This is a genomic window from Zhongshania marina (assembly GCF_002915595.1).
Classification (GTDB): Bacteria; Pseudomonadota; Gammaproteobacteria; order Pseudomonadales; family Spongiibacteraceae; genus Spongiibacter; species Spongiibacter marinus_B.
In genome coordinates this window covers 50,646-65,683 of sequence record NZ_PQGG01000006.1, presented here as the reverse complement: position 1 = coordinate 65,683, position 15,038 = coordinate 50,646, and the positions used below count along the sequence as shown (strand labels likewise).

The window sequence follows — 15,038 nt, the reverse complement described above, 5'->3', positions numbered from 1 at the left end:
GTAAGCTTCCGGCAAACCCACATTGCTACGGCCGCCAATTATGCGGCAGTAGTTCGCTGATCTTTGACGCCCGCTGAGTCGGCAATCTTGCCATTACATCTTTCAAATAGGCTTGCGGGTTCAGGCCATTAATCTTCGCGGACTGGATCAAGGTCATTACGTTAGCCGCGCGCTGACCGCTGCGCAGCGACCCCGCAAACAGCCAGTTCGAACGGCCAAGCGCCCAAGGTCTAATTTGATTCTCAACCCAGTTATTGTCGATGGGCACAGCGCCATCATCAAGGTAGCGCGTGAGCGCATCCCAGCGTTTCAAACTGTATTGGATTGCTTTGGCCGTCGCGCTGCCATCGGGTACCTGTTGCCGCTTTCCGATCAGCCAATGCTGTAGCTGATCGATAATCGGTTTGGCTTGTTCTTGTCGTTGTTGCCTTCGCTGCTCAGGACTTAGTTCAACAAGTTCCCGCTCGATGAGATAGAGCTGTTTAATATAGTTCAGCGCCTGTTCAGCAATCTGGCTTTTGTTGGCCACGTGCAGATCGTGGAATTTACGACGAGCGTGGGCCCAGCAGCCAATTTCGATCATGCCATTGGCGAAGCCCGCTTTGTAACCGCTGTAATCATCGCAAACTAACTTCCCTCGCCAATCTGCGAGGAAGTCTCTCGATTCTTTGCCTGAGCGGCTGGGCCTGAAGTCGTAGACCACGCCTTGTATCGGGGAGTAGCGCGTTGCCGCATAGGCCCAGACATAGGCTTTATGAGTACGCTGCTTACCCGGCGCCAACATCGCAACCGGTGTTTCATCGGCATGTAGTACAGCTTGTTCTAATAGTTGCTCGCGCAGATGATCCACTAAAGGCCGTAGCTCTACGCCGCAACGACCCACCCAATCCGCTAATGTTGAACGGGGAATCATGACGCCGCTACGGGCAAACTGTTGTTCTTGGCGGTACAGCGGCAGATGATCGGCATATTTGCTAATGAGCACTTGAGCCAATAAACCGGTGGTGGGAATGCCTTTATCAATAATGTGCGCTGCGACAGGAGCTTGTACCAGACTGTCGCAATCACGGCAGCACCATTTACCCCTGACATGACGCTCAACACTAAAGGTGCCAGGCTGGTAATCGAGTTTCTCGCTAACGTCTTCACCGATCCGAGTCATTGCGCAGCCACAAACGCAGTTTGTGTTCTCGGGCTCATGGTGAATCTCGGTGCGAGGCAAGCCTTGGGGAAGTGCTTGGCGTTTGGGCTTTTTGCGTTCGCGCTGTGGTGGCGTAATTGAGACTTTTTCCAGTTCAGCCTCAATCGCGGCGATGTCTTCATCGACCAGCGCGTCCAATAAAGCGAGCTGGTGCTTATCGATCCCTTCACTGCGCTTACCAAAGCGGTGGCGACGCAACAGCGCCAACTCGTGGGTCAGCCTGTCTTTATGGGTTTGTAGTTGTTCGAGCGAGGCTTCGCGTTGAGCAATGCACTGATCGCGTTCGGCGATCTTGTGCGTTTGGGCAGTCACCGTCTCCTGCAACTGCATGACCAGCTTGCGAAGCTGGTCGGGAGATAAGTTTTGGAGGTCGGCTGGCTGAGTCATCACCTTACTTTGCCAGAACTTGGCGCCGCGTTCGATGACGATTTTGTAAATGGACGAGGTGCGGCAACTGTGCTCACAACCTCGTATTAAAGAGGCCGTTTGGTCGAGATTACAGCACCGAGATGGTGGCTGCGCCACCCGCGTGTTGCCAGGGCAAGCCGACGACGAGCGCTTGCAGTTGTTCCTCATCTAGCGCGATTGCCCGCCCTTCACGCAGCGCGCACCAGCTGAATTTACCTTGGTGTAATCGCCGAGCGGCTAGCCACAAACCAAAGCCATCGTGCACCAATACCTTCATCCGATTGGCCCGCTTGTTGGCAAAAAGGTAGGCGCAATGGGGGCGGGCTTCGCCGAAGCTCTGTACCACGCGCGCCAAAGTGGTATCTGGGCCAGCGCGCATATCCAGCGGTTCACGCGCCAACCAAATCTCGTCGATACGAATCATGATTGGGACTTCAGCCATGAAGCTAAATCGGCAAGACCGGACATTGGCCAGTGGATCGTGACGGGACCAAGGGGGCTGCTTAGTTCGACTTTTAGCGTGGTATCAGGGCATGAGGCGTCCATTGCCTTGACGGGAATTCGCGGTGCAACTTTAATAAAGTCATCACGCCCAGCCGCCTTCGCTTCAAACTGGCGCCGCCATTTATGCACGAGATTGGCATTGATTTTAAACTGCTGCGCTACGCTTGCCACCGAAGTATTGGCGGTATAACTCGCTGCCACGACTTGCTCCTTAAATTCGAGAGAATGTTGGCGGCGTGGTGGTTTGGCTGGCGCGGGAAGTAATCCTTGAATATCCATCGTTGGTGTCCACTTAGTATGAGGTGGACACCAAGACTACTATCCTAAAATTGGATGGGAAGGTGAGTTGCCCGGACGCTTACGTTCTGCGTTCTGCGTTCTGCGTTCTGCGTTTAAAGTTCTTAGCTGAGATGCTCGTTAAGGTTAATTGGCATAGCTTTAAAGTCATGGTTGCTTCGCAATATCTGCAGCTGGCTAAATAGCTGATGTAATTTGGTATGGTCACTTATTTCGTCAGCTTCTGGATTTAGCATTTGCAGTAAAATTAATTCTATTTCAGCGCAGATTTGATGCACTTCAGTGATGTTCAACATGGCAGATGTACCTGCTACAGAGTGCACTGCTCGATAGAGTTTGTGGAGTTCATCGGCATCGTTTTTATTAGCGGTGTAGGTGTTCCACAGCACCATTATTGCTTGCAGTTTTTCACTTAATTTAGATATATAGCCTTTTTGCAACTCGGCTAGTTGGGCGTCTATGGACTCAGGAGTGTGTTTATTGTTTTGACTCATGGTGATTCCGCCAAATCGTTCTAATATTGTCGCCTAATGTCATTGGGTTGAAAGGCTTGGTTATAACGCTTTCAGCCCCGAGCTTTTTGAGTTTTGCTATTTCTTCCGCTTGCGCTTTGGCTGTAATAAAAACGATAGGGATTTGTTTAAATTCGTCCAGCGCCTTAATCTTATTCAGTATTTGCGGGCCATCCATTCCCGGCATCATGACGTCGAGCAGTACTAATTGGGGTTTAAAGTCATTAATAGACGCTAGACCTTCATTTCCATCCTTGCATATTTTTACATTAAAGCCCGCTACTTGCGCGAGCGCAATTTCGGCAACAAGACGAATATCGGGTTCGTCTTCAATATACATAAGTCGTTCAAGTTCTATTGTGTCACTCACTATGATGCCCTTGTTGCGCTGAACCCTCTGTCATACTCAGATCTATGTAGAACTCACTGCCTTTGCCTGGTGTTGAAACAAAAGAGAGCGTCCCATCGTGTTGTTCGACGATGGCTTTAGATATATGTAATCCTAAGCCTGTACCATTTATTTCACGCTTGTCAGATGTATCTGCTTGGGTAAATTTATCGAATACCCTATTTTGGAAGTCTTTCGGAATTCCTCGCCCTTTGTCACATACTGCAATGCGAACGCTGCCATTGATATTGTCGGCACTAATTTCAACTATAGAATCATGATGTGAAAACTTAGCCGCATTAGACATGAGATTGCTCATGACCTGCATAAGACGGTCTGGGTCTACATTGATGTAGAGAGAGTCCGGACATTGCTTTAGTACGAATTTGACCTGATGCTTTTTGGCGTAGGCTTGATTGTCGAATATGGCAGTTTCGAGAAAGGGTTTGACTCGAATATCCTGCCGATTGAACTGCATTTTTTCTGATTCAATTTTCGATATATCGAGAATATCATTAATCAATAAAAGCAGGCGGTCGCTATTTTTATGTGCAATATTGATTAGCATATCTGCTTGGCTAGATTTTTTGTCTATTGCACCGCCAATAATCAGTTCTAATGACGCCTTAATCGAGGTGAGCGGCGTGCGAAGTTCGTGGCTTACGGTGGCGATGAATTCGTCTTTAATTTGCTGTTCGTGAACTCGTCGCATAGCGCTACGAAGCTGGTCTTCCGTTTCTTTACGCTCAGAGATGTCGCGGACAATCCCTGTAAACATACGGAGGCCGTTGACCTCCATCTCACTAATGGCGAGCTCTAGCGGGAATGTGCTGCCGTTCTTCCGTAGGCCTGTTACCTCGCGGCCTATACCAATAATCTTTTTCTCGCCTGTGCTTAGGTAGTTATTTAGATATTGATCGTGCTCCGCTCGATATGGGTTGGGCATGAGCATAGAAACATTTTTGCCTGCAAGCTCGTCTAGTTTATAGCCGAAAATTTTTTCCGCTGCCGGATTTACCGTTTCTATCAGGCCGCGATCACTGATGGTAATAACGCCATCCACAATCGTGTCTAGAATTGCTTTGGTTCGAGCTAATAATTCCCGTAGCTTTTCTTCAGTGTCTTTGCGTTGAGAGATGTCACGGACGATGCCGGTAAACATTCGTTGGCCATTTACTTCCATTTCGCTGATCGCAAGCTCTAATGGAAAGGTGCTTCCGTCGCTACGGCGGCCAGTTACTTCGCGGCCTATACCGATAATTTTTTTATTGCCGGTGTTGAGGTAATTTCGCAAATAGCCGTCATGTTCGTGCTGATAGGGTGCAGGCATTAACATAGACACATTTTTGCCTATGAGCTCTTCCTTGCTATAGCCAAATATATTTTCTGCTGCGGGGTTCACGGTTTCGATGAGACCGTGATCGCTGATGGTGATAACACCGTCCACAATCGTGTCTACTATCGCTTTAGTTCGCGACAGTAAATCGTTAACGGCGTCTTTACTGCTCATTTTTGGCCGCGACTTAATGGGCTGTTCATGGCATTTATATCGATTGAATAAGGGATTATTGAATCTATACGCTTTGTGCGGGCGGGTGAACACGGAAAAGTACTTACAAACTTAGCTAAGTCCTTGAATAGCTTACTTTACCTGCTGCTTTGCGAGTTTTCTGGCCAGAGTTCGTCTGTGCATGCCTAGCCTTCTCGCCGTTTCTGAGATATTAAAGCCTGTTTCTGCCAGTGTTTCGTGTATGCGTTCCCATTCTAAGGTTTTGATTGACGTTGCGCGGCCGCGAATTTCGACCCCTACATTGCCTTCGGCATTGTTAAACGCGGCTTCTATATCATCGGTATTAGATGGTTTGGCTAGATAATGACAGGCCCCAAGTTTTACCGCTTCAACAGCGGTGGCGATACTCGCATAGCCAGTTAGAACGACGATAAGCATTTCTGGATCGTGTTTGTGCAAGGCTTGTACGCAGGATAGACCAGAGGCTTCGCCGTCAAGTTTTAGGTCTACTACCGCATAAGCCGGCGAATGTGTTTTTAATAGTAGCTGTGTGGCCTCTAGGCTATTGGCGTTGATCACTGTGTAACCCCGCCGCTCAAACGAGCGCCCTAAAGTTCGGGCAAAGGCGGCATCGTCTTCTATTAGCAGGAGGGTTGGCGAGCTAGGCTCCGTAGGTGCGGCAGAGTGATCCGTGTGGTCTGGCATCGAATTAAACCTCCTTTAGCCGGAGTGCATCAATGGGGAGGCGAAGGCTGATTTCCGCTCCTCGATTTTCAAGGTTTCTAGCGCTAACTTGCCCGCCTAAAATGCGGGCAACATTGAAAACTAAAAATAAACCTAGTCCGCTGCCCGGTCTACCCTTGGTAGATTGATAGGGTTGTCCGAGGCGATTGAATACTTCCTTTGCAAAGCCAGGACCGCGGTCAAAAACTTGAATAAGTAGCATATCCTCGTCACGGCTAAGGTCTAGTCCCACCCAATCTGGTGACGCTTCTAAGGCATTGTCGAGAAGATTGCAGATAGTCTGTTTTAATACGGTATCAGAAGCGATATCGATATCTTCTCCAAAGCGATTTTGGAAGTTGAATTCACGTACTTTTCTTGTGTTTTTCCACTCGTTAACGAGTTCATTAAAGAAATCACAAACGCTGGTTTCCTCGGATGATTCGCCGCGGGTTTCGCCTGCAGACATAAGGATACCGCTGACGATGGTTTTACAGCGCTGGAGCTGGGTTTGCATCTCGGTAATTTCTTCGTAAAGGTCTGGGTCAGAATTGAGCTTGGGCATGTGGCGCCAATCACCAAGAATGACTGAAATGGTTGCTAACGGAGTTCCAAGTTCGTGGGCGGCGCCAGATGCTAACAACCCCATGCGTAATATGTGTTCTTCCTCTGCTGCGCGTTGGCGCAGTTCAGCTAATCGTGCATCGTGCTCTCGATGAGTGCGATTAATCCGGTTAATAAACACCACTAATAAGGCGGCGTTAAGTACCAAACAAATTAGCATTCCCTCTACATAGTAACTTCGTATACCTAAATGGTAATCCTGCGGTAAATCAAGTGGTCGCCCAGCCTCGGCAAGCCAAAGAAAACACAGTGTTGCAACGCCGAGCAATGCCCAGGCAAACGAGGGGGCTAAGAGTACGGCGGCGAGTCCAACTTGCAGTAAATACAGGAATACAAAGGGGTTGGTTGCTCCACCGCTCAAGTAAAGTTGAATGGTGAGTGTGCCCATGTCTACTAACAGGCCCATGAACAACTCGGCGGTTCGTACCCGATGTTTGAGTCGCAGTCCTAATTCATTAAATGCATTAAAAAGGGCAAGTCCTGCCAATACGCTGAGCATGACTTGTAAGGGTAGCTCAACACCAAAGCCGTAGTGAGTGAGCAGGATGGTTAGGAGCTGTCCGAGCACGGCCAACCAACGCAGTTGCACGAGTTGCCGCATATGCTTGCCGAGGGTATCGGCATCGCTGCTTTCAAACTGAATGTACTGGCGTATATCGTCGGTCATTGAAGTGCGCTTATTGTCATCGTTATCTTATTGCTGGATTAGGCACAGTATACCTATGAGTGCGGCAATGTCGCAGCCAGCCTTACATCACGACTTGCCGCGTTCTTCTCTAATTACAATTAGGCCTGCGACTACCACCATTGCGGCGAGGCCGTACCAGGTGATGGCATAAACTAAATGGCTGTTATGAAAGTTAATAATAGTTAGGCCGCCAATCGGATGTTGTTGGTTTTCGCCTAGCGGGCGTGAATTGTCCAGTGCGCTTTTTTCAATATCGATAAAAAACGGCGCAGCAACAATATTGTGTTTGGTGGCTAGTGCCTGCGTGTCTCGAGAATACCAGCGGTTGGAGCTTGGGTCGTTGTCACGAAGTACACTGCCTTTGGGTTCGCTTAGGCGGAGTAGACCAATGACCTGCTGCTGGCCCGCTGGCGGGCTTGAGGCTTTAACGCCCTGAGTGATAAAACCTCGGTTAATATAGACGACGCTATTGTCTTGCGTTTTGAAGGGGGTGAGCACCCAATAGCCGCTGCCATGTTCCGTTGCCGCAACAACCAATGCGTCTTGATTGGGAACATAGCTGCCGGTGAGAAAAACTTTTCGATACTCATCGTGAGCTTTCGTGATGTTTGCCCAGCTTTCGGGGCTTGGTGCGGCCTCAGCTTGGGCGTGAACCCGTTCCTCGACCCGCTGTATAAGATCTAGCTTCCATGTACGTCGCTCAAGCTGCCAATTGCCAAGTGCAATAAAACCAATAAATGCGATCAGCCCAACAATAGCGAATCCCCATTTTTTTAAAGTCTGGCGCTTAAACATAGGTCACCAAAGCGTATGTGATCGCTATTAATTAGCTGCTGCCCATCATGCCTGGCATCATATTCACGTTCATGTGATACATCACCCAGAGCGAGCCGGCTAAAGTAATAAACAAAAGCACCACCGTAAATATTAGCGACAACATATTCCAGCCGCCTTCGGAGTGAAAATTCATATGCAAAAAGAAGATCATGTGAACCAAAATTTGCACCAAGGCAAAGCCAAGAATGACGATGACCGTTGCATTGCGTGAACTGAGTACATCTGCCATCACTAACCAGAAGGGAATGGCGGTGAGTATAACCGAGGCCATAAACCCAATCATATAGCCGCTAAAACTGCTGTGTGGGCCTTCTTCTTCGTGATGTTCCGAGCTGTGTAAATGATGTTCGCTCATGACATTGATCCCATAAGATAAACAATGGTGAATACGCCAATCCATACTACGTCAAGAAAGTGCCAGAACATGGATAGGCAGAATAAGCGGCGGCGGTTGGCGGTGGTAAGTCCGTGCTTCTTGAGTTGTACCAGCAGTGTGACCAACCAAATTATACCGAAGCTAACGTGCAGTCCGTGGGTGCCGACCAAGGTAAAGAATGATGATAAAAATGCGCTGCGCTGTGGGCCTGCGCCTTGGTGAATTAAGTGGTAGAACTCATATAGTTCTAAGCCTAGAAAGGCCGAGCCGAGCACGCCGGTAATGGCTAGCCAAATCATGGTTCCTTTTAGCTTTTTTTGTTGCATTTGCAACATTGCAAAGCCGTAGGTGATCGACGAGAAAAGTAAAAAGCTAGTGTTGATGGCGACTAGAGGAAGGTCGAATAAATCTGCCCCAGTTGGTCCGCCAGCAAAGTTTTGGCTTAACACACCGTAGGTGGCAAAAAGCGCCGCGAATACAAGGCAGTCGCTCATCAAGTACAGCCAGAAACCTAGCAGGGTGCCATTGGCGACGTGGTGTTCGCCGCGTTCTAAAAATTCAAATTTACTAGATTCGCCGGCGGCGGGTATTACTGCAGAATGTGACATCTCAGGCTAGTACCTCTGTGCGTTGGGCTTCAGTGCGAGCGACTTCTTCGACGGGAATATAGTAGTCGCGCTTGTAGTTAAAGGTATGAATGATGATGGCAATAATTAAGCCGGTAAAAGAAAGGCCGGCTAGTAGCCACATATGCCAAATCATCGCGAAGCCGAATACGGTGCTGATACCGGCAACAATAATTCCCGCCGCTGTATTTTTGGGCATATGGATGGCGAGGAAGTCGCTTGTTGGACGCACAAATCCATTTGCCTTCATGTGCCACCACGCGTCGTTGTCATACACCTTTGGTGTAAATGCGAAGTTGTATTTTGGTGGTGGTGAAGAGGTTGACCACTCCAGCGTGCGGCCATCCCAAGGGTCGCCGGTTTCGTCGCGCAGTGAGTCGCGCTTTTTGTAGCTGACGTAAAGCTGGATTAAGAAACAGGCGATACCCAAGCCAATTAATACCGCGCCGCCCAAGGCAATTTGGAACCAGATCTGCAATGACGGATCATCAAAATGACTCATACGTCGAGTCACGCCCATAAATCCGAGCATGTACAGCGGCATAAAGGCGAGATAGAAGCCGATGAACCAGCACCAGAATGATGCCTTACCCCAAAATGGATCTAGTTTGTAGCCGGTGACTTTGGGATACCAGTAAGTAATAGCGGCGAAGGTGCCAAATACCACACCACCAATGATGACATTGTGGAAATGAGCAATAAGGAACAAGCTGTTATGCAGTACAAAGTCAGCCGGTGGTACAGCTAATAACACTCCAGTCATGCCGCCAATAACGAAGGTAATCATAAAGCCAACCGTCCACAACATGGGGACATCAAATTTGATGCGACCACGGTACATAGTGAACAGCCAGTTAAATATTTTTGCACCCGTCGGTATCGAGATGATCATGGTGGTGATACCAAAGAAGCTGTTCACCGTTGCACCAGAACCCATCGTAAAGAAATGATGCAGCCATACCAAATACGACAATATGGTAATGACGAGTGTGGCGTAGACCATCGACGAGTAGCCAAAAAGACGCTTGCCACTGTAGGTAGACACTATTTCTGAGAACACGCCAAAAATAGGCAGAATTAGAATATAGACTTCTGGATGACCCCAAATCCAAATTAGGTTTACGTACATCATGGCGTTACCGCCAAGATCATTGGTGAAAAAATTCATACCTAAGTAGCGGTCGAGGGAAAGCAAGGTCATCACCGCGGTAAGCACAGGGAAGGCGGCGACAATCAAAATATTAGTACATAGCGCCGTCCATACAAATACCGGCATTTTCATCATATTCATGCCGGGTGCACGCATTTTTACAATGGTCACTACGAAGTTAATACCAGAAAGTAGCGTCCCTACCCCTGCTATTTGCAGGGACCAAATATAATAATCTACCCCGACCCCCGGACTTTGTAATATCCCCGTTAATGGCGGGTAAGCTAGCCAGCCAGATTTGGCAAATTCGCCTATAAATAGCGATGCCATAACGAGTGCTGCACCTGCTGCCGTCATCCAAAAACTTAAATTATTTAAGAAGGGGAAAGCGACGTCGCGGGCGCCAATTTGCAGCGGCACAATATAGTTCATTAGACCAACGACAAAGGGCATGGCCACAAAGAAAATCATGATGACGCCGTGGGCAGTAAATATTTGGTCGTAATGATGGGGAGGTAAATATCCGGTCGCATCGCCAAAGGCCATGGCTTGATGAATACGCATCATGATGGCATCGGCAAAGCCCCGCAAAAGCATGACTATACCCAAAATCATATACATCACGCCGATGCGCTTGTGGTCAATGCTGGTGATCCATTCCCGCCACAAATAGCCCCACACTTTGTAATAGGTGAGTGCGCCAACAATTGCGCCACCACCTAATAGCACCATGACAAAAGTCGCCAAAATAATTGGGTCGTGAAGTGGGATGGATTCCCAACTGAGTCGGCCGAATATTAGCTTGCTTAGTTCGAACTGTTCAGACATACGAATTACCCGCGCCCGCAAGGCTTAGTCAGTGAAAGGGAAGAGCGCGAGGCGCTTGCTATAGATACATCAAATGATTTAGTGGGCATGGTGGCTCTCACTTGGCGCATTCGACTTTTCTGCGGCCTTATCATCACGATGGTGGTGGGACATTAAATCCTTCATGCAAATGCTACCTGGGTCGACGCAGCGATTGAGAATGGCGTCGTAAAGTCCTGGCTCTACTTTGCTGTAGTAGTGAACAGGGTTGTATTCGCTAGGAACTTCTAGCTCTTTGTAGGCTTTGCGGCTGAGGTCATCGCCGTCGCTTTTCACCTTGGCCACCCATTGCTCAAAATTACTTTCAGACATACCAAGAAATTTAAAACGCATACCGTTAAAACCGGCGCCAGAATAGTTTGCAGAAAAGCCGTCGTAACTGCCGGCTTCGTTGATGACTGCATGTAGCTGGGTTTCCATACCGCCCATAGCGTAGATTTGTCCCGCTAGGGCTGGAATATAAAACGAGTTCATCATTGTGGTGGCGGTGATCTTGAATTTAATGGGGCGATCTACCGGGGCCGCAAGCTGATTAACTACCGCAATACCTTGCTCGGGATAGAAGAACAGCCACTTCCAATCCATTGCTACGACTTCAACGATTAGTGGTTCTACGCCCTCGGGAACAGGCTGGCCTTCACTGATACGATCCAGTGGGCGATAAGGGTCTAGCTGGTGAGTGCTAACCCAAGTTAAGGCGCCTAGGGCAATAATAATGGCGAGCGGTGCAGCCCAAATGACCAGTTCTAAGCTAGTGGAATGATCCCAGTCCGGTGCATAGGTCGCGTTCTTATTGCTGGAACGATAGCGCCATGCAAATAGCAGGGTGAGAACAATGACCGGTATAACCACAATCAACATCAATACCGTCGCCCATATAATCAAGCTCGCCTGCTGCGCGGCGATATCACCTGAAGGAGACATGACCACCGTGTCGCAGCCCGCTAATAGTGCGAAACCAAGGGCCGCAATAGATGTTTTGTGCAGAGTTCTGAGAATCGACATCGCCACTCGCAAGTCCAGATGTTAGGAGAGGGTGCAAACTCTAAGCTAATTGCTTGGGGGAAAGAATTGGACAATTTGTCCTATGGCTGGCTCGCCGCAATAAGAGTAGTCTTTCGATATTCACAAATTTTGGAAGTAAGCCGCGCCATGGCCAGTACCACAAATAGCTCCTCCACACATGATATGCAAACGCCAGCGGGGCACTCCTCCGTTGCTCCTAGCGAAATAGCCATAGGGGTCGTTATTGGGCGCGCCTCTGAACACTTTGACTTCTTCGTGTTTGGCATTGCCTGCGTACTGGTATTCCCCGGCGTGTTCTTTCCCTTCGCCAGTAGCTTAGAAGGCATGTTATACGGATTTGCCATTTTCTCTATGGCATTTATTGCCAGACCTTTCGGCACCGCCTTGTTTATGAATATTCAGCGCCGCTGGGGCCGCAGCGTAAAACTTACCACTTCCTTGTTTTTACTAGGTACAGCCACGGCCGGTATCGCCTTCTTGCCGGGTTACGGCACCTTGGGTGGGGCCTCCATTTTCTTGTTGGCCATGTTCCGTATTTTACAAGGCTTTGCTCTTGGCGGTTCTTGGGATGGCTTGCCGTCGCTATTAGTATTAAACGCTCCGCGAGCCAAGCGCAGCTGGTATGCGATGATGGGGCAGCTCGGCGCGCCAATCGGTTTTTTAATTGCTAATTTATTATTCTTCTATTTGATTCACAGCGTAAGTAGCGAAGATTTTCAAGCATGGGCCTGGCGCTATCCTTTCTTTGTTGCCTTTGCAATTAACGTAGTAGCTCTGTTTGCTCGCCTGCGCTTGGTACTCACAGAAGAGTACACAATGGCCTTAGAAGAAAGCGAGTTAGAGCCAATCAGCACCCGCGAAATGCTAGATAAGCAAGGCCCAAACATATTCCTTGGCGCCTTTGCTGCTTTGGCAAGCTACGCACTTTTTCATATTGTGACTATCTTTCCGCTGTCGTGGATATTGCTTGGTGAATCGCAGCTCATTGGCAATGTATTAATTGTTCAAGTGTTTGGTGCGTGCATCGGGATTGTCGCAACCATTCTGTCTGGAGTGATTGCTGACCGTATAGGCAAACGCACCACCGTATCTTTAATGGCGGTACTGATCGCAATATTTGCATTATTTGCGCCGCTACTAATGAGCGGAACACCCGTGATGCAAGACGCTTTTATTCTTATCGGATTCGCCTTGCTAGGTATCTCCTATGGGCAGGCCTCAGGAACGGTAACCGCAAACTTTGAGCGCCGTTTCCGCTACGCCGGTGCAGCTTTAACGTCGGACTTTGCGTGGTTGTTTGGGGCGGCCTTTGCGCCCCTTATTGCGCTGGGCCTATCAGTACATTTAGGCTTGGTGGCGGTGAGCTTATATTTGATTTCTGGTGCGGTGTGTACACTACTAGCCTTGCGCATTAACAAACATTTGGAGGCTGTAGATTAATTCGTTCTATTTTGGGTTTGCATAAATACAAAGGACGTAGCCACCCTAAGGTCGGATTTTCTAGAAACGACATTTCTTAGCGGGCTGCGAACGCAGGGCTTATAGAATCTTCTGTGATGTCCTGCGTAAAAAATCTAGCTCTTTCTTTAGGCTTTCAATTTTTTCATCAATACTAATTTTGCGTGCTGAGTCGCTAAGTATGCGACGCTTCAATTCTGTGAATTCTTGCGCACTTAAGGTGGTTTCGGTATATAAACTGCCTCGCTTGGCATCACCGACAAAATTTGCCTTTTTATCATGCATTGTTTGTTTCTCTCGAATCCAATACTCAATACCTAAGACTTGCGGTGCTGTGCTAACGCGTCATCTCGGCCCGTACGTGTATAGGAATTAATTAAATCGAGATCAAAAGCATGAAGCTAGCGTCAGTGTGTTAATTCGCACTGAATTTTGATTTAAGACAAATTTGCATTGGCGGCATGTAGCTGCAGCCGCTCCGTATATAGGTGTACGGGGCGGCTGCTAAAGTTAAACAGAGTTTAAGAGAGCATGAGCAGGTTGAGATGTTGGCTGTTGTTTCAGGGTAGTAAGTACATCAATGTAAATATAACTATCCACAGCAGATCAACCATATGCCAGTAAATCGCGGCGGTTTCAAAATAGAATACTTTGCCGGGAGTCATTGGCTTATTTTTTAAAATATAGGCGTAACAGGCCAGTAATCCGGTGCCGACCACTACGTGGGTGAAATGCAGCCCCGTGAGTGTGTAGTACAAGGTATAAAAATCATTAGTCAGAAAATGGATGCCGGCCTCGGCCTTTTGCGCAAACTCCCAAGCTTTAAGTGCCGTGAATGCGAGGCCGCAAGCGAGGGCGCCAAGGACAAAATTTGCCGCTTGTTTGTGCCGTCCCTGACGAACACAGCTCAGGGCTAATACCATCAGCCAAGAGCTAAATAGCATAATGAGTGAGTTGCTTGCACCTATGGGAATGCTAAGTGTCTCTTGCGATTGCCTAAACAGGGCAAGGTCGGCATTGCGCAAATAACCATAGTAGGCAAAGCCAATCATAAAATTGGTCATATCGCCCAGAATCATTACCCAAATGATGGCGTCGCCGGTAATTCGTTTTGGTTTGCTCATGCTGCTGATGCCGGTATTCAATTGAACACTCCTACATTTGCGCTAGTCACCAATAAAAATACAGCTAGTAACCAAAGATTGCAGCTGACCTTTAACTCGTTGTTGGCGTGCCGCACCTCCATAAAATACTGCATGATTAAACTGACTTTGAAAAAGGCGAGTGTCAGTAAAATGATAACGGCGGCGGAACTGTCGGATTCAAGCGAGCTGCGTTGGCTGCCGAGTACCCAGTTGCTAATGGATACCACCATCAGAATTAGCCATACCGCTGTTTCCCGCGTTTTTAAGAGGGCGCTCATGTGGGTCTCGTTTAATTGTTGTGTTCAAATTTATAGATTGTTAATGAGAAAAAATAATAGCAGTTCAAGATAACAAGAAAATCGTCGGAATCGACGAGATAGGTTTGCGCCTTGACTGCAGGTATTGCGGGATACGGAGGAGAGGGTATTTAGTCTAGCTCGCTTAAATCAACTAGACTAAGGTCGGATGCGCGACTTGTGTCGCGACTTCTATAAATGGTGGGCCCACCAGGACTTGAACCTGGGACCTGCCGATTATGAGTCGGATGCTCTAACCAACTGAGCTATGGGCCCTAATTTCTGCTGCCGTCGAAAAACGTGCGCGCATTATAGTGCGCGGTGGCTGGGTTGGCCAGTGCTTGACGATATTCGCTGCACAGAAATAGGCATTGAGCGCATTAGATGCTCGAAATCTGATAA

The 15,038-nt window shown here is 48.3% G+C and carries 17 protein-coding genes and 1 tRNA gene; 1 reads left to right on the top strand and 17 read right to left on the bottom strand.

What is annotated here, in order from left to right; all coding sequences use genetic code 11:
* Positions 1-25 precede the first annotated feature (25 nt).
* The 13 genes from tnpC to cyoA form a co-directional block, all read right to left on the bottom strand.
* Positions 26-1,588, bottom strand: a complete 1,563-nt coding sequence (gene tnpC, locus C0068_RS01985) for an IS66 family transposase (RefSeq protein WP_103682818.1) — start codon at positions 1,586-1,588, stop codon at positions 26-28.
* A gap of 109 nt (positions 1,589-1,697) precedes the next feature.
* The gene (gene tnpB, locus C0068_RS01980; protein WP_199176086.1) at positions 1,698-2,051 is read right to left on the bottom strand and encodes an IS66 family insertion sequence element accessory protein TnpB; all 354 of its coding nucleotides are present in this window, start codon (positions 2,049-2,051) and stop codon (positions 1,698-1,700) included.
* Positions 2,030-2,392, bottom strand: a complete 363-nt coding sequence (locus C0068_RS01975; RefSeq protein ID WP_103682816.1) for a transposase — start codon at positions 2,390-2,392, stop codon at positions 2,030-2,032. The genes tnpB and C0068_RS01975 overlap by 22 nt, the downstream gene beginning before the upstream one ends.
* 122 nt (positions 2,393-2,514) lie before the next feature.
* Positions 2,515-2,904 (bottom strand): Hpt domain-containing protein, encoded by a 390-nt coding sequence (locus C0068_RS01970; RefSeq protein ID WP_103682815.1) that lies wholly within the window; start codon positions 2,902-2,904, stop codon positions 2,515-2,517.
* Entirely contained in the window at positions 2,888-3,292 is a 405-nt protein-coding gene (locus tag C0068_RS01965) for a response regulator (protein ID WP_199176085.1), read from the bottom strand. Before C0068_RS01965 ends, C0068_RS01970 begins: the two co-directional genes overlap by 17 nt.
* Entirely contained in the window at positions 3,285-4,820 is a 1,536-nt protein-coding gene (locus C0068_RS01960) for a PAS domain-containing sensor histidine kinase (RefSeq protein ID WP_103682814.1), read from the bottom strand. The genes C0068_RS01965 and C0068_RS01960 overlap by 8 nt, the downstream gene beginning before the upstream one ends.
* 132 nt (positions 4,821-4,952) lie before the next feature.
* A complete protein-coding gene (locus C0068_RS01955; protein ID WP_103682813.1) occupies positions 4,953-5,525 on the bottom strand; it encodes a response regulator transcription factor in 573 nt (190 codons plus the stop codon).
* Between the two features lie 4 nt (positions 5,526-5,529).
* Entirely contained in the window at positions 5,530-6,834 is a 1,305-nt protein-coding gene (locus C0068_RS01950; protein ID WP_103682812.1) for an ATP-binding protein, read from the bottom strand.
* An 87-nt stretch (positions 6,835-6,921) separates the two neighbouring features.
* A complete protein-coding gene (locus tag C0068_RS01945) occupies positions 6,922-7,650 on the bottom strand; it encodes an SURF1 family protein (RefSeq protein ID WP_103682811.1) in 729 nt (242 codons plus the stop codon).
* Positions 7,651-7,681: 31 nt separating this feature from the next.
* Positions 7,682-8,047, bottom strand: a complete 366-nt coding sequence (gene cyoD, locus C0068_RS01940; protein ID WP_103682810.1) for a cytochrome o ubiquinol oxidase subunit IV — start codon at positions 8,045-8,047, stop codon at positions 7,682-7,684.
* Positions 8,044-8,676, bottom strand: coding sequence for a cytochrome o ubiquinol oxidase subunit III (gene cyoC, locus C0068_RS01935; RefSeq protein ID WP_103682809.1), 633 nt, complete (start codon positions 8,674-8,676; stop codon positions 8,044-8,046). Before cyoC ends, cyoD begins: the two co-directional genes overlap by 4 nt.
* A 1-nt stretch (position 8,677) precedes the next feature.
* Complete coding sequence (gene cyoB / locus C0068_RS01930; RefSeq protein WP_103682808.1) at positions 8,678-10,672, bottom strand: cytochrome o ubiquinol oxidase subunit I; 1,995 nt, start codon at positions 10,670-10,672, stop codon at positions 8,678-8,680.
* A gap of 78 nt (positions 10,673-10,750) precedes the next feature.
* Positions 10,751-11,716, bottom strand: coding sequence for a ubiquinol oxidase subunit II (gene cyoA / locus C0068_RS01925; RefSeq protein WP_103682807.1), 966 nt, complete (start codon positions 11,714-11,716; stop codon positions 10,751-10,753).
* Positions 11,717-11,863: 147 nt separating this feature from the next.
* Between cyoA and C0068_RS01920 the strand changes: the two genes are divergently transcribed.
* The gene (locus C0068_RS01920; protein WP_103682821.1) at positions 11,864-13,177 is read left to right on the top strand and encodes an MFS transporter; all 1,314 of its coding nucleotides are present in this window, start codon (positions 11,864-11,866) and stop codon (positions 13,175-13,177) included.
* A gap of 99 nt (positions 13,178-13,276) precedes the next feature.
* Here the strand turns inward: C0068_RS01920 and C0068_RS01915 are convergent, their stop codons facing one another.
* The 4 genes from C0068_RS01915 to C0068_RS01900 form a co-directional block, all read right to left on the bottom strand.
* Positions 13,277-13,480 carry a hypothetical protein gene (locus C0068_RS01915; RefSeq protein WP_103682806.1) on the bottom strand — a complete coding sequence of 68 codons (204 nt, stop codon included), beginning with the start codon at positions 13,478-13,480 and terminating at the stop codon, positions 13,277-13,279.
* Positions 13,481-13,755: 275 nt separating this feature from the next.
* A complete protein-coding gene (locus tag C0068_RS01910) occupies positions 13,756-14,319 on the bottom strand; it encodes a cytochrome c oxidase subunit 3 (RefSeq protein WP_146047823.1) in 564 nt (187 codons plus the stop codon).
* A gap of 17 nt (positions 14,320-14,336) precedes the next feature.
* Positions 14,337-14,618 carry a cytochrome C oxidase subunit IV family protein gene (locus C0068_RS01905; protein ID WP_103682804.1) on the bottom strand — a complete coding sequence of 94 codons (282 nt, stop codon included), beginning with the start codon at positions 14,616-14,618 and terminating at the stop codon, positions 14,337-14,339.
* 217 nt (positions 14,619-14,835) lie between these two features.
* A tRNA-Ile gene (locus tag C0068_RS01900) sits at positions 14,836-14,912 on the bottom strand.
* Between the last annotated feature and the right edge of the window lie 126 nt (positions 14,913-15,038).